The following is a 16,620-nucleotide window of genomic DNA, read 5'->3' on the forward strand; positions in this document are numbered from 1 at the left end:
AAGCCTTGCCAGCGCGCGAGCTTACAGCGCTGCGAGCACGGCGTCGCCCATCTCGCGGGTGCCGACGCGCTTCGTGCCCGGCTCGTAGATGTCGCCGGTACGATAGCCCTGGGCCAGCACCTTCTTGACCGCGCGCTCGATGCGCTGGGCAGCGGCCTCCTGATTGAAGGTATAGCGCAGCATCATCGCCGCCGACAGGATGGTGGCGAGCGGGTTGGCGAGATCCTTGCCGGCGATGTCGGGCGCGGAGCCGTGCGAGGGCTCGTACATGCCCTTGTTGTCGGCGTTGAGCGAGGCCGAGGGCAGCATGCCGATCGAGCCGGTGAGCATCGAGGCCTCGTCGGACAGGATGTCGCCGAACATGTTGCCGGTGACCATCACGTCGAACTGCTTGGGGTTGCGCACCAACTGCATCGCGGCGTTGTCGACCAGCATGTGGGTGAGCTCGACCTCGGGGAACTCCTTGCTCACCTCGATCGCGATGTCGCGCCACAGCTGGGTGGTCTCAAGCACGTTCATCTTGTCGACCGAGCACAGGCGCTTGCCGCGCTTCATCGCGGCCTCGAAGGCCACGCGCAGGATGCGGCGGATCTCGTACTCGGCATAAATCATGGTGTTCCAGCCGACGCGCTGCGATTCGCCATTGACCTCGCGCAGCTCGATGCCGCGCGGCTGGCCGAAGTAGATGTCGCCGGTCAGTTCGCGCACGATCAGGATGTCCAGGCCGGCGACGATCTCGGGCTTGAGCGTCGAGGCGTTGGCCAGTTCCGGATACAGGATCGCGGGGCGCAGGTTGGCGAACAGGGCCAGCTCCTTGCGGATGCCGAGCAGACCGAGCTCGGGGCGCTGGTTGCGCGGGTGGCTGTCCCACTTCGGGCCGCCGACCGCGCCGAGCAGGATGGCGTCGGCTGCGCGCGCCAGTTGGAGGGTGGCCTCGGGCAGCGGATTGCCGGTGGCATCTACAGCGCAGCCGCCCACCAGGGCCTCTTCCATCTCGAACTGGAGATCGAGCGCGTTCAGCACGCGCACGGCCTGCGCCATGATCTCGGGGCCGATGCCGTCACCCGGCAGCACGCAAATCTTCATCGGATCGTTTTCCTCGGTTCGGTGAGCCAGGCCGGCTCAGGCAAAGTAATAAGGGTGTTGGGCGCGGCGCTGCTCTTCAAAGGCGCGGATCTTGTCGGCGTGGCGCAGCGTGAGGCCGATGTCGTCCCAGCCGTTGAGCAGGCATTCCTTGCGGAAGGGGTCGATGTCGAAGGCGATCGACTTGCCGTCCGGGCGGGTGATCGTCTGCGCGGCGAGGTCGACCTTCAGGCGGTAGCCCTCGCTGGCCTCGCACTGGCGGAACAGCTCGTCGACCTCTGCGGCATCCAGCTTGATCGGCAGCAGGCCGTTCTTGAAGCTGTTGTTGAAGAAGATGTCGGCGAAGCTCGGCCCGATCAGCACGCGAAAGCCGTAGTCCTCGAGCGCCCACGGCGCGTGCTCGCGCGAGCTGCCGCAACCGAAGTTGTCGCGGGTGAGGAGGATCTGCGCGCCCTGGTAGCGCGCCTGGTTGAGCACGAAGTCGGGGTTGAGCGGACGCTTGCTGTTGTCCGCGCCGGGCTGGCCGACGTCGAGGTAGCGCCACTCGTCGAAGGCGTTGGGGCCGAAGCCGCTGCGCTTGATCGACTTGAGGAACTGCTTGGGGATGATCGCGTCGGTATCGACGTTGGCGCGGTCGAGCGGCGCGACCAGCCCGTCGAGCTGGGTAAACGGCTTCATTATTTGACTGCCCTCTGGATGGCCTCGCCACCCCTTTCGATGTCCTTGCCGACGCCCTGCACCGTGTTGCAGGCCATGGAGACGAAGCCGGCGACGAGCGCGGCGGCGACCAATGCGAGTTTCTTCATTGCCTTCTCCTCTGTCCGGAACGCCCGCTCAGAGCGCGCGCACGTCGGTGAAGCGGCCGGTGACCGCGGCGGCGGCGGCCATCGCCGGACTCACCAGGTGAGTACGCCCGCCCGCGCCCTGACGGCCCTCGAAGTTGCGGTTCGAGGTCGAGGCGCAGCGCTCGCCAGGCTCGAGGCGGTCGGCGTTCATCGCCAGACACATCGAACAGCCCGGCTCGCGCCACTCGAAGCCGGCGGCGAGGAAGATCTCGTGCAGGCCCTCCGCCTCGGCCTGGCGCTTGACCAGGCCGGAGCCCGGCACCACCAGCACGCGCTTGACGCTGGCGGCCTTGCTGCGGCCCTTGGCCACCGCGGCAGCCTCACGCAAATCCTCGATGCGCGAGTTGGTGCACGAGCCGATGAAGACCTGGTCGACCGGGATGTCGGTGATCGGGGTGTTGGCCGTGAGGCCCATGTACTTGAGCGCGCGCTCGATGCCCTCGCGGCGCACCGGGTCGGTGACGGCGGCGGGATCGGGCACACGGCCGTCGACCGTGGTGACCATCTCGGGCGAGGTGCCCCAGGTGACCTGCGGCAGGATGTCTTCGGCCTTGAGTTCGATGATCTTGTCGAACTCGGCGCCCTCGTCGCTGTGCAGGCTGCGCCAGTAGTCGACCGCCTGCTCCCACTGCGCGCCCTTGGGCGAGAAGGGGCGATCCTTCAGGTATTCGATGGTGGTCTCGTCCACGCCGACCAGCCCGGCGCGCGCGCCCGCCTCGATCGCCATGTTGCAGATCGTCATGCGGCCTTCCATCGACAGCGCGCGGATGGCGCTGCCGCCGAACTCCATCGCGTAGCCGGTGCCGCCGGCGGTGCCGATCCTGCCGATGATGGCGAGCACCACGTCCTTGGCGGTGACGCCGCGGCCGAGCTGGCCGTCGACGCGGATCAGCAGGGTCCTGGACTTCTTCTGCAGCAGGCATTGGGTGGCGAGCACGTGCTCGACCTCGGAGGTGCCGATGCCGTGCGCAAGGCAGCCGAAGGCGCCGTGCGTGGAGGTGTGGGAGTCGCCGCAGACGACGGTCATGCCCGGCAGCGTGGCGCCGTTCTCCGGCCCGATCACGTGCACGATGCCCTGGCGCGCGTCCTTGAACGGGAAATAGGCGAGCGAGCCGACCTCGCGGATGTTGGCGTCCAGCGTCTCGACCTGCTGGCGCGACACCGGGTCCTGGATGCCCAGGTCCCAGTGGTCGGTGGGCGTGTTGTGGTCGGCGGTGGCGACGATGGAGCCGACGCGCCAGGGCTTGCGCCCGGCGAGCTTGAGGCCTTCGAAGGCCTGCGGGCTGGTCACTTCGTGCACCAGGTGGCGATCGATGTAGATCAGCGCCGTGCCGTCGGCCTCCTCGTGGACCACGTGGCTGGACCAGAGCTTTTCATACAGCGTTTGAGCTTTCATCCCGGAGTGTTCCGCGTCTGAAAAAGGGATCGATTATTTCACAAAGCCTGCAAAACTGTGTAGGCACGCCCCGCCCTCAGCGCCGCGCGCCCTCGTAGAGCGGGATCACGCGTGCGGCGTACTCTGCCAGGTCGCGCTGCCGCGTCGCATGCGAGGGGTGGGTGGACAGCCACTGCGGCGGCGCGCCGGCCGACTGTCCGGCCATCTTGTTCCACAGCGTCACCGCGGCACGCGGATCGTAGCCGGCGCGTGCGGCGAGTTCCACGCCCATGCGGTCCGCCTCGGTCTCGTGCTCGCGCGAGTTGGGCAGCTCGAAGGTCACCTTGGCAACCTGGCCCATGAGGTCCTGGCCGAGCTGGCCGACGCCGAGCAGGGCGCCCGCGACCGAGATGCCCAGCCCGGTCGCCATCGACTTCGACACCCGCTCGCGCGCGTGCTCACGCAGCGCATGCGCGATCTCGTGGCCCATCACCGCGGCGATCTCGTCGTCGGTGAGCGCGAGGCGCTCGATCAGCCCCGTGTAGATCGCCATCTTGCCGCCGGCCATGCACCAGGCGTTGAGCTCGCTCGAGCTGAACACATGCACCTCCCAGGACCACGACGGGGCATCGGTGCGGAAGGCGCCGGTCTGCGCGGCGAGCCGCGAGACGATGCGGCGCACGCGCTGCACGGTGGCGGGGTCGCGATCGAGCGCGTTCTTGCTCCGCGCCTCGGCGACCATCTGCTGGTACTGCTGGTTCGAGGCCTGTTCGACCTCCTGCGCCGAGACCATCATCAGCTGCGAGCGCTGCACGCCGACCGCGCCGCCGTGCGTGGTCTGCACGGTCTGGCAGGCGGTGGCGATGGTGCCGGCGAGCAGCACCGGCAGGGCGATCTTGAAGATGGATTGCATGGGTCGATTACCTCCTCGGTTCGTGGAGTGCGTGCGCGGGGCGGGGTTCCCCTTTCCAGCCCAGCAGCAACCAGAGCAGGCCGGCGAGCGCGAAGCCGGAGCCGATCGTATACGTCCACGCCGGCCCGATGCCCTCCCAGGTGTAACCGCTCAGCAAGCCGCCCAGCATGCCGCCGGCCCCGAAGGAGATGCTGCCGTAGAGCGCCTGGCCGCGCGACTGCAGGCGGCCCGGAAACCACTCGTTGACCACCGCGATCGCCGCGGCGTGGTAGGCGCCGAAGGTGGCGCCGTGCAGAACCTGGGCGAGCAGCAGCAGCGCCAGGCTGTGCGCGCCCCAGCCGATCATCAGGAAGCGCGCCACCGCGCAGGCGAAGGAGAACAGCAGGATCGCACGCAGCGAAAAGCGCACCGAGATGCGCGGCATCCACATGAAGACCCCGATCTCGGCGAGCACCCCCAGCGTCCACATCCAGCCCACCACGCCCTTGTCGTAACCCATGCCGACCAGGTGGATCGAATAGAACACGTAGAGCGCGCCGTGTGCCGCCGACATCAGGAAGCAGGCGCCGAGCAGGGCACGCACCTCGGGACGGCGCAGGGTGTCGCCAAAGCTCGCGGCGTCGCGCTGCAGCGGCGGGCGCGGCGCCTCGGGGACGATGAAGCTGCACAGCACGATGCCGACGAGGATGGACATGGTGATCCACAGCACCGCCTCGATCGGCAGGCGGTCGAGCGAATGCCCGAGCGCGAGCACGGCGACGATGAAGCCGACCGAGCCCCACACGCGGATGCGGCCATAGCGGTGCGAAGCCTCGCCGAGGTGGGCGAAGGCGAGACCCTCGATCAGCGGCAGCACCGCGCTCCAGAAGAAGGCCATCAGCGCCATCGCGGCGAACAGCCCGGCGAACTCGGTGGTCAGGAAGAACACCGAGAAGCCCGCCAGGCTGGCGAGCGCCGACAGACGCACGATCGCGATGCGCATCCCCAGGCGTTCCGCCAGCCAGCCCCACAGGTTGGGAGCCAGCACGCGCATCAGCTGCATCAGCGACATCAGCAGCGCGATGTCGGTGGCCGACAGCGCGATCGACTGCAGGTAGAGCGTGAAGTAGGGCGAGAACGCGCCGACGAAGGCGAAGTAGAAGAAGTAGTACGCCGACAGGCGCCAGTAGGGAATCATCGCGCCCACTCCGGGTACGCGCGCTCACCCCCTCCAGCCCCTGCGTCCGGGCGGCGCCCCGCACCGCCCCGCCCTGCCCGCATCGCCTCAGCGCGGCGAAGGCAGGCGCTGGCTCCCTGCGGGCGCGAGCGCCGGGATGCGCGGGGTGTCGGTGCGCACGTCGCCGCACTGCGCGCGATGGCGCAGCGCGTGGTCGATCAGCACCAGTGCGAGCATGGATTCGGCGATCGGCGTCGCGCGGATGCCCACGCAGGGGTCGTGGCGACCCTCGGTGGCGACCATGACGGGATTGCCTGCGCGGTCGATCGAGCGACGCTCGAGGCGGATGCTCGAGGTCGGCTTGATCGCGATGCTGGCGAGAATGTCCTGCCCGGTGGAGATGCCACCGAGCACGCCGCCCGCATGATTGGACAGGAAGCCCGCGGGCGTCATCTCGTCGCCGTGCTCGGTGCCGCGCTGCGCGACCGACTTGAACCCGGCGCCGATCTCCACGCCCTTGACCGCGTTGATGCCCATCATCGCATAGGCGATGTCGGCGTCCAGGCGGCCATACACCGGCTCGCCCCAGCCGACCGGGACGCCGCTGGCGACCACGTCGATGCGCGCGCCGATCGAGTCGCCCGACTTGCGCAGCGCGTCCATGAAGGCCTCGAGCTCGGGCACGATCGCGGCGTTGGGCGCGAAGAAGGGGTTGCCGTCGACCTCGTCCCAGGACACGAAGGGAATCTCGATCGGGCCGAGCGCACCCATGCAGGCGCGGATGACGATGCCGTGGCGCTCCTTCAGCCACTTCTTCGCGATCGCGCCGGCCGCCACCCGCACCGCGGTCTCGCGCGCCGACGAGCGCCCGCCGCCACGATGGTCGCGCAGGCCGTACTTCTGCAGGTAGGCGTAGTCGGCGTGGCCGGGGCGGAAGGTGTCGGCGATGTTGCCGTAGTCCTTGCTGCGCTGGTCCTGGTTGCGGATCAGCAGCGAGATCGGGGTGCCGGTGGTGACGCCCTCGAACACGCCGGAGAGGATCTCGACGGTGTCGGGCTCGCGGCGCTGGGTGACGTGGCGCGAGGTGCCCGGCTTGCGGCGGTCGAGCTCGGCCTGGATGTCTGCCTCGCAGATCGCCAGTCCCGGCGGGCAGCCATCGACGATGCAGCCGATCGCCGGGCCGTGGGATTCCCCGAAGGAGGTGACGGTGAAGAGCGTGCCGAGGGTGTTGCCGGACATGGATTTCCTGCCTGATCGCGATGACGGAACGGGGACGGGTCGCGAGTCTAGCACGCGTGCCGTCCCCTTCTGCTTGGGCGCCGGAGCGCCGCCCCTCAGTGGAAGAAGCCCTCCAGGCGCTCGAAGACCTCGTGCTCGGCGCCATGCCGGCGCACATTGAGCACGTCCTCGAGCTTCTCGAGCTGGCGCACCATCTGCTCGAGGCGCTGGTCCTCGAACACCAGCAGCCAGATGCGCGAGCGCTTGCCGTCGGACACCGGCATGCACAGGATGCCCTCGACGTTGAACGCGCGACGCGCGAAGAGGTTGCAGATGTGGCTCATCACCCCGGGGTGGTTGTTCACATCCAGTTCCAGAACGACCTTGGCATAGCCGGCTTGCGGCAGCGGGTCGGAAACCTGTTCGATCATCATCAGCCTCCGATCATCTCGGTGTTGGCGGCACCCGGCGGCACCATGGGGTAGACGAATTGTTCGCGGTCGATCGTCGCGTGGATCAGGCACGGACCGGGGCGGTGCAGCGCCTCGGCGAGCGCGGCGCGCGGATTGTCGGCGAGATCGAGATCCACCGCCGGCACGCCGAAGCCCTCGGCGATCTTCACGAAGTCGGGCTCGGTGCGGTACTTCGAAGCGAACAGGCGCTGACCGTAGAACAGCGTCTGCTGCTGGTACACCAGGCCGAGCGCGTTGTTGTTCATCAGCACGATCTTGACGTTCAGACCCTCCTCGGCCAGCGTCGCAAGCTCCTGGATGTTCATCTTGAAGCTGCCGTCGCCGGTGAAGCAGACCACGGTGCGCCCGGGCTCGGCGAGCGCGGCGCCGAGCGCGCTCGGCAGGCCGAAGCCCATCGTGCCCAGGCCGCCCGAGGTGAGCCACTGGCGCGGCCGACGGAAGGGATAGGCCTGCGCCACCCACATCTGATGCTGGCCGACGTCGGTGGCGACGATGGCGCGGTCGTCGAGCGCGGCGGCGACCGCCTGGATCAGGCCGTAGTGGGTGCGCGGGTCGTCCTGGCCGGGGAACTGCATCGGGAAGCGCGTCTTCAGGCTGTCGACATGCGACAGCCAGCGCTTGCGCAAGGTCGCCTGCACGCGCGGCAGCAGCGCCTCGAGCGCGCACTTGACGTTGGCGTGGATGGCGACGTGGGCGTTCTTGATCTTGTGCAGCTCGGAGCGGTCGATGTCGATGTGGACGATCTTCGCGTTCGGGCAGAACTGCGCGGCGCGGCCGATCGCGCGGTCGTCGAAGCGTGCGCCCACGCACACCAGCACATCGGCCTCCTCGAGCACGAAGTTGGTGTAGCGCGCGCCGTGCATGCCGAGCATGCCGATCGACAGCGGGTGGTCCATCGGCATCGCACCGAGCGCCATCAGCGTCATCGTGGTGGGCAGGCCGGCCTGCTCGGCCAGCTGCACCGCCAGCGGCGCGGCGCCGGAGGCGACCACCCCGCCGCCGAGGTAGAGCACCGGCTGCTCGGCCTCGTTGATCATCTTCGCCGCCAGCTCCACCGCCGCCAGGTCGAGCTGCGGGGCCGGATCGGCGACCGCCGGGGCGGGAAACTCCGCGACGGCGACGAGCTGGTTCTGCACGTCCTTGGGCACGTCGATCAGCACCGGGCCGGGACGGCCGGACATGGCGATGCGGAAGGCGTCCGGAATGACCTCGAGCAGCTCCTGCGCCGAGCGGACGAGGAAGTTGTGCTTGGTGATCGGCACCGTGATGCCATAGATGTCGACCTCCTGGAAGGCGTCGGTGCCGATCATCGCCTGCGGCACCTGCCCGGTGATGACGACCATCGGGATGGAATCCAGGCAGGCGTCGGCGATCGCGGTGACCAGGTTGGTCGCGCCCGGACCGCTCGAGGCGATGCACACCTGCGGCACGCCCGAGACGCGCGCCATGCCCTGGGCGATGAAGCCCGCGCCCTGCTCGTGGCGGGCGAGCACGTGGTGGATGTGCTCGCTGCCCGAGAGCGCATCGTAGAAGGGCAGGATCGCGCCGCCGGGAATGCCGGCGACGGTGCGCACGCCCTGGCGCTCGAGAAGGCGCACCATCAGTTGCGCGCCGGTCATTTGCATCATGTTGCTCTCCTTGGCTTCGGGTTCGACGGCCGGACCGGCGGGCACAAAAGCAAGACCCCCGCCGGGCTTGCGCGCCGACGGGGGTCTGGTATTCCTGATTCTCGAGTGTCCGGTCCCGTTACGTCGCGCGCATGCCTACGCCTACTACGCGTACTACAACGACCAGCGACAGGAGCGAGGGACGGCCGGAAACGGACATTGGAACGGATCTGCAAGAAAGCGTAAACAACGTGACGGCGAGTTTAATCACGAAAAGCTGCACTGCACAAGAAAATTTTCGCGTGCCGGACCGCGCGCGGGGAGGCGCCTGCGCCCTCCCCGCGCGCGCTCACTTCGGCCGCAGCTCGCGGCGCAGGATCTTGCCGACGTTGCTCTTGGGCAGTTCGTCACGGAACTCGACGTGGTGCGGCACCTTGTAGCCGGTGAGGTTCTCGCGGCAGAAGGCGATCAGGGCCTCGGCCGTCAGCTTCGGATCCTTGCGCACCACGAAGACCTTCACCGCCTCCCCGCTGCGCTCGTCGGGTACGCCGATCGCGGCGACCTCGAGCACGCCCGGATGAGCGGCGACCACGTCCTCGACCTCGTTCGGGTACACGTTGAAGCCGGACACCAGGATCATGTCCTTCTTGCGATCGACCAGGCGCACGAAGCCGCGCTCTTCGACGGTGGCGATGTCGCCCGTGCGCAGGAAACCGTCGTGCGTGAAGATTCGCGCGGTCTCCTCGGGGCGCTGCCAGTAGCCCGGCGTGACCTGCGGACCGCGCACGCAGAGTTCGCCGCGCTGGCCGAGCGGCACCTCATGCCCGGCATCGTCGCGGATGCTGATCTCGGTGGAGGACACCGGCAGGCCGATCGAATGATTGAACTCGGCGAGATCGAGCGGGTTGATCGTCACCGCCGGCGAGGTCTCGGTGAGGCCGTAGGCCTCGACCAGAGACACCCCGGTGACCTTCTTCCACTTCTCGGCGACCACCTGCTGCACCGCCATGCCGCCGCCCAGGCTCACCCGCAGCGTGGAGAAGTCGAGCTTGGCGAACTCGGGGTTGTTGAGCAGTGCGTTGAACAGCGTGTTGACCCCGGTGATCGCGGTGAAGCGGTGCTGGCCGAGCTCCTTGATGAAGCCCGGGATGTCGCGCGGGTTGGGGATCAGCACGTTCTTGGCGCCGATCTTCAGGAAGGTGAGGCAGTTCGCGGTGAGCGAGAAGATGTGGTAGAGCGGCAGCGCGGTGATGATGATTTCCTTGCCCTCGCCCACGTAGGGGGCGATCCACGCATGCGCCTGCTGCAGGTTGGCGATGACGTTGCGATGAGTGAGCATGGCCCCCTTGGCCACTCCGGTCGTGCCGCCGGTGTATTGCAGGAAGGCGACGTCCTCATGGCCCACCTGCGCCGGCTGCAGCTCGTGGGCAGCGCCGCGCTGCAAGGCCGTGGAAAAGCGCACGTGGCCGTCGAGCCGCCACGGCGGCACCAGCTTGCGCACCTTGCGCACGACGAAGTTCACGATCGCGCCCTTGACCAGGCCGAGCATCTCGCCCAGGCTGGTGACCACGATTTGGCGTATCGGCACCTGCGCCCGCACATGCTCGAGCGTGTGGGCGAAGTTCTCCAGGATCACGATGACCTCGGCGCCGGAGTCCTTCAACTGGTGCTCGAGCTCGCGCGCGGTGTAGAGCGGATTGACGTTGACCACCGTGTAGCCCGCGCGCAGCGTGCCGAAGAGCGCGATCGGGTACTGCAGCACGTTGGGCATCATCAGCGCGACGCGCGCACCGCGGGGCAGCTCCAGCGCGCCCTGCAGCCAGGCGCCGAAGCGCGCACTGAGCGCGTCGAGCTCCGCGTAGGTGATCGACTTGCCCATGCAGTGATAGGCGGTCTTGTCGGCATAGCGCGCCACGCTGCGCTCGAACAGGTCGCCCAGGGAACGGAATTCGTCGACGTCGATTTCCGCCGGAATGCCCGGGGGGTAGCTCTTCAGCCAGATTTTTTCCATGGTCTCCTCCTTTTGCTGGAAATACCGCCGGAGCGCCGCGATGGCGCCCCGGCTCCGCCCTCCCAAGGCGTCGGACGGGCAAGCGGCCCTTCCGTTCATTCCAACCATGCCGCACCCGATCTTGGTGTGGGTGTCGACCGAACGGGCGCAGCCCGTTCCTGGAGGTGCGGCGGTTCGACCGCCGCTGCCGGGCGCGGGGCCCGGCGATGCTGCTTATTCCTCGCCCTCGCCCGCGGGCCAGTTGCGGATGTAGTTCTTGAGCATGCGGTTCTCGAAGCTCTGCTCCTCGAGCACCGCCTTGGCGACGTCGTGGAAACTCACCACACCGAGCAGCGTGTTGCCGTCCATCACCGGCAGGTAGCGCTGGTGGTGCTCGACCATCAGCCGGCGCAGCTCGTCCATCTCCATGTCGGGCGCGGCCACGCGCGGCTCGCGCAGCATGACCGCCTCGACCTGCAGCGCCTGCCAGTCCGCCCCGCCCTGCTGCACCGCCTGCAACACCTGCCGGAAGGTGAGCATGCCGACCATCTCGCCACGCGAGAACACGACCAGCGAGCCGACGTCCTGCTCGTTCATGATCTCGACCGCCTCGGCGATGGGTCGGTTGGGGCCGATGGTGAATAACACCTTGCCCTTGATCGCGAGAATCTCGCTCACCAGCATGTCGGTCTCCGTGCCGTTGCACTTACAGGTTTGATGACGCTCACCATCTTAGTGCATCGCCGCGTGCGCGCAAAGCCAGCCGCGGCGTGCCTTCAGCGCTTCAGCTCGCCGAGCTTGCCCTTGATGCGGGCCCAGTGGTCGGCATCCGGCAGAGGATCCTTGCGCTCGACGATCGGCTTCCATTGCTTGGCCAGTTCGGCGTTGAGCGCGATGTAACCCTTCTGGTCGTCCGGCACGTCGTCCTCGGAATAGATCGCCTCGACCGGACACTCGGCCACGCACAAGGTGCAGTCGATGCACTCCTCCGGATCGATGACAAGGAAGTTGGGCCCCTCGCGGAAACAGTCGACCGGACAGACGTCCACGCAGTCGGTGTATTTGCAGCGTATGCAGCGCTCGGTAACGACGTAGGTCATCTCGACTCTCCAGGCAGGATCGGCCGCCACCCGCTGCGGCTGGCCGAAGGGGGGACAATATAGACCAGCCCTTGGCTTTTTTGCCACGGCAAGCAGGCGCTTGCCCGTCCGCCAGCAGCGATTTCCTTGACGGCGCCCCCGGCATCGCATAAGTTTCGGAAAAATTTCTTTACGGAAGGCCTCTCCTTCCGCTGGATCGTCGTGCATCGCAGCAGCGCCTCCCGCTCGCGGCGAGATCGCAGGGGGTCCGCCCCTTCCCGCACGCAGCATCCGTTCGCATTACCCCGCAACACCCCATACCCCGCAGCACCCGTTACCCGGCAACGAGGGCTTCCGCCTTCGTCACCACCCCCTGCCAGCCTTAGTGAGGAATCATGAGCGAGCACATCCACCATGTGACCGACGGCAACTTCGACGATGAAGTGCTGCAGTCCCAGACCCCTGTCCTGGTCGATTACTGGGCCGAGTGGTGCGGCCCCTGCAAGATGATCGCGCCGATCCTGGACGACGTCGCCAAGGACTACGCGGGCAAGCTCAAGGTCGCCAAGCTCAACATCGACGACAACCAGGAGACGCCCGCGAAGTACGGCATCCGCGGCATCCCGACGCTGATGCTGTTCAAGGGCGGCAATGTCGAGGCGACCAAAGTGGGCGCCCTTTCCAAATCTCAACTGACCGCCTTCATTGACAGCAACATCTAAGCCGGACCAGGCTCCGGCCCGTTCCCGCGGTTCCTCGCGCGCCCGTCGCCGCGGCGCGCGCAACCGGGACGGCAATTCCCCCCAGAATCCGCAGACCGAAGACGATCTGTTCGACGTCGAGAACGGCGGCGAGGAAGGTTCTTCCACGCCGCGCGACCCCGACGCGCCCGCGCTCCACCTGTCCGAACTCAAGGCCCTGCACGTCAGCCAGCTGCTGCAGATGGCGATGGACGCCGGTGTCGAGGGCGCGAACAGGCTGCGCAAGCAGGAACTCGTCTTCGCGCTGCTGCGCAACCGTGCCCGCAGGGGCGAACCGATCTGTGGCGACGGCGCACTCGAAGTGCTGCCTGACGGCTTCGGCTTCCTGCGCTCTCCCGACACCTCGTATCTCGCGGGGACGGACGACATCTACGTGTCGCCCTCGCAGATCCGGCGCTTCAACCTGCGCACCGGCGACACCATCGAGGGCGAGATCCGCACGCCCAAGGATGGCGAGCGCTACTTCGCGTTGACCAAGCTCGACAAGATCAACGGGCGGCCGCCGGAAGAGTGCAAGACCAAGATCCTCTTCGAGAACCTCACGCCCCTGCATCCGCAGGAGTGCCTGAAGCTCGAGCGCGAGGTCCGTGGCGAGGAGAACGTCACCAGCCGCATCATCGACATGATCGCGCCGATCGGCAAGGGCCAGCGCGGCCTGCTCGTCGCCCCGCCCAAGAGCGGCAAGACGGTCATGCTGCAGCACATCGCGCACGCGATCACGGCCAACCATCCCGACGTCAAGCTGATCGTGCTGCTGATCGACGAGCGCCCGGAGGAAGTGACCGAGATGCTGCGATCGGTGAAGGGCGAGGTCGTGGCCTCCACCTTCGACGAGCCCGCCACCCGTCACGTGCAGGTCGCCGAGATGGTGATCGAGAAGGCCAAGCGCCTGACCGAGCACAAGTACGACGTGGTGATCCTGCTCGACTCGCTGACCCGTCTGGCGCGCGCCTACAACACCGTGGTGCCGGCCTCCGGCAAGGTGCTCACCGGTGGTGTCGACGCCAACGCGCTGCAGAAGCCCAAGCGCTTCTTCGGTGCGGCGCGCAACATCGAGGAAGGCGGCTCGCTGACCATCATCGCCACCACGCTGGTCGACACCGGCAGCCGCATGGACGACGTGATCTACGAGGAATTCAAGGGCACCGGCAACATGGAGCTCCACCTCGACCGCCGCATGGCGGAGAAGCGCGTGTATCCGGCGATCAACGTCAACCGCTCCGGCACCCGCCGCGAGGAGCTCCTGCTCAAGGCCGACGTGCTGCAGAAGGTGTGGATCCTGCGCAAGCTGCTGTACGGCATGGACGACATCGACGCGATGGAATTCCTCCTCGACAAGGTCAAGGCCACCAAGAGCAACGCCGAGTTCTTCGACGCGATGCGCACCGGCCGCGGCTGATTCCGCGCTCGACAGCAAAACGCCACCTTGGAGGTGGCGTTTTTTCTTGTGCGGCCGCGCCGTGCGCGGCCGACGCTCACTTGTAGTCGTAGAAGCCCTTGCCGCTCTTGCGACCGAGGTAGCCCGCCTCGAGCATCTCGACCAGCAGCGGCGCCGGGCGGTACTTGGGGTCCTTGGTGCCTTCATAGAGGACCTGCATGACCGCGAGCTCGACGTCCAGGCCGATGAGGTCGCACAGCGCGAGCGGGCCGATGGGGTGGTTGCAGCCGAGCTTCATCGCCTCGTCGATCTCGGCTGCGGTCGCCAGGCCCTCGCCGAGCGCGAACACCGCCTCGTTGATCATCGGGCACAGCATGCGGTTGACCACGAAGCCCGGACTGTTCTTGACCTTGATCGGCGTCTTGCCGATCGCCTTCGCGACGTCCTCGACCGCGGAGTAGGTCGCCGCCGAGGTCTGCAGGCCGTTGATCAGCTCGACGAGCGCCATCACCGGCACCGGGTTGAAGAAGTGCATGCCGATCACCTGGCCGGGACGCTGGGTGCCGGCGGCCAGGCGGGTGATGGAGATCGACGAGGTGTTGCTGGCGAGAATCGCCTCCGGCTTCACGATACGGTCGAGGTCGGCGAAGATGCGCAGCTTGAGATCGACATTCTCGGTCGCCGCCTCGATCACCAGGTCGCAGTCGGCGAGCGCATCGAGCGAGCTCACGGTGGTGATGCAGGCCATCGCGGCGTCCTTCTGCGGCGCGCTCATCCTGTCCTTCTTGATGAGGCGGTCGAGGCTGGCCGAGATGGTCGCGAGCCCGCGCTGCACCTGCGCCTCGGCGACGTCCATCATCACCACCTTGCGCCCCGCGACCGCGAACGCCTGGGTGATGCCGTTACCCATCGTGCCCGCACCCACCACTCCGATCTTGCCGATACTCATCGCCTTCGTTCTCCGCACAGGATTTTGGTCGACGCAACGGCCGCCGGACGACGGTCTCCATACCGCTGCGTATGCGCGGGGACTTTAGCGGATTCCGCGGGCGGGTGCCAGCGTCGCGCGGCCGCACAGCGGGAGGATCGAAAGGCGCTCCACCCAAGCGTTTCTCGATGCTCGGCAGCTCGGGCGAAGCGCTGCAAGCAAGCCGGCTTTTCGATCATTTCTCGATATTTTTCTTGTGAGTCCCCCGGGGCAGCGGCTACATTAGAGAGGCCTCCATCCGTCCCCCTTCCTCTCCAAGATCATGCTCCACACCTCGCCTCCCTACGCCGTCCGCCAAGAAACCGAGGTCGCCGAACCGAAGACGCTGGTCGAGGCGGCCTATCGCAGCCTGCGCCGCAACATCATCGAGGGCCGCCTGTCGCCGGGCGAGAAGCTGCGCATCGAGCACATCAAGAACGACTACGGCGTGGGGGGCGCGACGCTGCGCGAGGCCCTCTCGCTGCTCACCTCGGATGCGCTCGTGGTGTCGCAGGGCCAGCGCGGCTTCCGCGTCGCCCCGGTCTCGCTCGAGGACCTCGCCGATATCACCGAGACGCGGGTGATGCTCGAGTGCAGCGCGTTGCGCCAGTCGATCACGCTCGGCGACGAGGCCTGGGAGGCCGAGCTCACCGCCGCCTTCCACCGCCTCACGCGCGCGGAGGAGAAGCTCGCCGAAGGCAACAATCGCGAGCAGTGGGAAGAGCGCAACCGCATCTTCCACGAGGTGCTGATCGCCGCCTGCCCCTCGCGCTGGACCAAGCACTTCCTGTCCATCCTCTATCACCAGGCCGAGCGCTACCGCCACCTCTCGCTGCGTCGCAGCGACGGTACGCGCCGGCTGCACGACGAGCACGCCGCCCTGTTCGAGGCCGCGATGGGGCGTGACGCCGAGACTGCCACCCGCCTGCTCGGCGAACACATCCGCCTGACGCTGCAGTCGGTCAGCCTCGACAAGGCCGCCACCGCCAGCCACTGAGCCGGCCACCCGGGCTTGCCGCCGCACAGCGGCGAACAGTCAAAAAAATGGCCCGCCGAAGCGGGCCAAACCCGAAATCACCTCTGCGCGGGCGCGCAGAAGGCAACCACGACGAACTGCTCGATTTCGGGGAGGGAGAGCCTGGGATGGAGAGGGCCGCGGGGCGCGCGAAGCCTGCGGCCATCTCCGCCGGAGCGTGTGCTCAACCGCCGCCCAGCCCGACCGGCGCCGGGGCGGTGTTGACGATGCGGGTGAACAGCGCCGCGTACTTGCCCGCCGGTCCCTGCCAGGGGTTGTCGTTGGCGAGGAAGGCGGCGTCGATGTGCGCCCAGTCCTCCGCGCTCAGGTGCTTCCGGGCGAGCGGGAAGATCAGGTGCTCCTCGGTGTTCATGTGCTGCCACTCGTGCTCGATGTAGGTCTTGAGCGCGCCCTGGAAGCCCGCCAGGCCGGATTCGCCTTCGCGCCGGTAGGCCTCGAGCGCCGCACGCAAGGTGGCCATGCGCGCATCGCCCTCGCGGTGCTCGGCCTCCAGGCGCTCGATGATCGGCAGCGCCTCCGCGCTGCGCTCGCGCAGGCGGGCGAAGAGGTAGCTGTCCTCCTTGGGGTGGTGCACCTTCTCCGGGACCATCTCGATGTACTCGATCATCGACGCCATCAGCTCGAAATCGGGCTTCAGCCGCCCCGCCTCGATCGAGGCGACGAGCCCGCGCAACCCGCTCAGCATCGCGGCGAGGGCGCGGTGCTCGTCATGGATGATGTCCAGCGACTTGTTGCTCAT

General features: G+C 67.5%; 17 protein-coding genes. 3 read left to right on the forward strand and 14 right to left on the reverse strand.

The window, feature by feature from the left end; all coding sequences use genetic code 11:
- Positions 1-21: 21 nt before the first annotated feature.
- The 12 genes from leuB to fdxA form a co-directional block, all read right to left on the reverse strand.
- Entirely contained in the window at positions 22-1,086 is a 1,065-nt protein-coding gene (gene leuB, locus PO78_RS20960; protein ID WP_004265802.1) for a 3-isopropylmalate dehydrogenase, read from the reverse strand.
- Between the two features lie 36 nt (positions 1,087-1,122).
- The gene (gene leuD / locus PO78_RS20965) at positions 1,123-1,761 is read right to left on the reverse strand and encodes a 3-isopropylmalate dehydratase small subunit (protein WP_004265805.1); all 639 of its coding nucleotides are present in this window, start codon (positions 1,759-1,761) and stop codon (positions 1,123-1,125) included.
- On the reverse strand, positions 1,761-1,889 hold the full coding sequence (locus PO78_RS20970) for an entericidin A/B family lipoprotein (protein ID WP_043746653.1): 129 nt from the start codon (positions 1,887-1,889) through the stop codon (positions 1,761-1,763). The genes leuD and PO78_RS20970 overlap by 1 nt, the downstream gene beginning before the upstream one ends.
- Positions 1,890-1,917: 28 nt before the next feature.
- On the reverse strand, positions 1,918-3,324 hold the full coding sequence (leuC, locus tag PO78_RS20975) for a 3-isopropylmalate dehydratase large subunit (protein ID WP_043746659.1): 1,407 nt from the start codon (positions 3,322-3,324) through the stop codon (positions 1,918-1,920).
- Between the two features lie 76 nt (positions 3,325-3,400).
- Complete coding sequence (locus PO78_RS20980; protein ID WP_004265813.1) at positions 3,401-4,216, reverse strand: M48 family metallopeptidase; 816 nt, start codon at positions 4,214-4,216, stop codon at positions 3,401-3,403.
- A gap of 7 nt (positions 4,217-4,223) precedes the next feature.
- Complete coding sequence (locus tag PO78_RS20985; RefSeq protein WP_004265815.1) at positions 4,224-5,393, reverse strand: MFS transporter; 1,170 nt, start codon at positions 5,391-5,393, stop codon at positions 4,224-4,226.
- An 87-nt stretch (positions 5,394-5,480) separates the two neighbouring features.
- Complete coding sequence (gene aroC / locus PO78_RS20990; RefSeq protein ID WP_004265816.1) at positions 5,481-6,611, reverse strand: chorismate synthase; 1,131 nt, start codon at positions 6,609-6,611, stop codon at positions 5,481-5,483.
- Positions 6,612-6,706: 95 nt separating this feature from the next.
- Positions 6,707-7,024: an acetolactate synthase small subunit gene (ilvN, locus tag PO78_RS20995; protein WP_004265834.1), complete on the reverse strand. Its 318-nt coding sequence runs from the start codon at positions 7,022-7,024 to the stop codon at positions 6,707-6,709.
- On the reverse strand, positions 7,024-8,691 hold the full coding sequence (gene ilvB, locus PO78_RS21000) for an acetolactate synthase large subunit (RefSeq protein ID WP_012585806.1): 1,668 nt from the start codon (positions 8,689-8,691) through the stop codon (positions 7,024-7,026). The genes ilvN and ilvB overlap by 1 nt, the downstream gene beginning before the upstream one ends.
- 328 nt (positions 8,692-9,019) lie before the next feature.
- On the reverse strand, positions 9,020-10,681 hold the full coding sequence (locus PO78_RS21005; RefSeq protein WP_043746663.1) for a long-chain-fatty-acid--CoA ligase: 1,662 nt from the start codon (positions 10,679-10,681) through the stop codon (positions 9,020-9,022).
- A gap of 213 nt (positions 10,682-10,894) precedes the next feature.
- Positions 10,895-11,344: a CBS domain-containing protein gene (locus tag PO78_RS21010; RefSeq protein ID WP_043746666.1), complete on the reverse strand. Its 450-nt coding sequence runs from the start codon at positions 11,342-11,344 to the stop codon at positions 10,895-10,897.
- Positions 11,345-11,436: 92 nt separating this feature from the next.
- On the reverse strand, positions 11,437-11,760 hold the full coding sequence (fdxA, locus tag PO78_RS21015) for a ferredoxin FdxA (protein ID WP_004265844.1): 324 nt from the start codon (positions 11,758-11,760) through the stop codon (positions 11,437-11,439).
- Positions 11,761-12,134: 374 nt separating this feature from the next.
- On the opposite strand from fdxA, the gene trxA reads away from it, so the two are divergent.
- Both trxA and rho read left to right on the forward strand, forming a co-directional pair.
- On the forward strand, positions 12,135-12,461 hold the full coding sequence (gene trxA / locus PO78_RS21020; protein WP_004265846.1) for a thioredoxin TrxA: 327 nt from the start codon (positions 12,135-12,137) through the stop codon (positions 12,459-12,461).
- A gap of 178 nt (positions 12,462-12,639) precedes the next feature.
- Positions 12,640-13,899: a transcription termination factor Rho gene (gene rho / locus PO78_RS21025; protein WP_040828237.1), complete on the forward strand. Its 1,260-nt coding sequence runs from the start codon at positions 12,640-12,642 to the stop codon at positions 13,897-13,899.
- Positions 13,900-13,975: 76 nt separating this feature from the next.
- Here the strand turns inward: rho and PO78_RS21030 are convergent, their stop codons facing one another.
- Positions 13,976-14,827, reverse strand: a complete 852-nt coding sequence (locus PO78_RS21030) for a 3-hydroxybutyryl-CoA dehydrogenase (protein ID WP_004265849.1) — start codon at positions 14,825-14,827, stop codon at positions 13,976-13,978.
- A 301-nt stretch (positions 14,828-15,128) separates the two neighbouring features.
- Between PO78_RS21030 and PO78_RS21035 the strand changes: the two genes are divergently transcribed.
- Positions 15,129-15,842 (forward strand): GntR family transcriptional regulator, encoded by a 714-nt coding sequence (locus PO78_RS21035; RefSeq protein ID WP_004265851.1) that lies wholly within the window; start codon positions 15,129-15,131, stop codon positions 15,840-15,842.
- A gap of 202 nt (positions 15,843-16,044) precedes the next feature.
- On the opposite strand, the gene PO78_RS21040 is transcribed toward PO78_RS21035, so the two are convergent.
- Complete coding sequence (locus tag PO78_RS21040) at positions 16,045-16,620, reverse strand: hemerythrin domain-containing protein (protein ID WP_004265854.1); 576 nt, start codon at positions 16,618-16,620, stop codon at positions 16,045-16,047.

The organism is Thauera sp. SWB20 (assembly GCF_000831325.1).
GTDB lineage: Bacteria > Pseudomonadota > Gammaproteobacteria > Burkholderiales > Rhodocyclaceae > Thauera > Thauera aminoaromatica.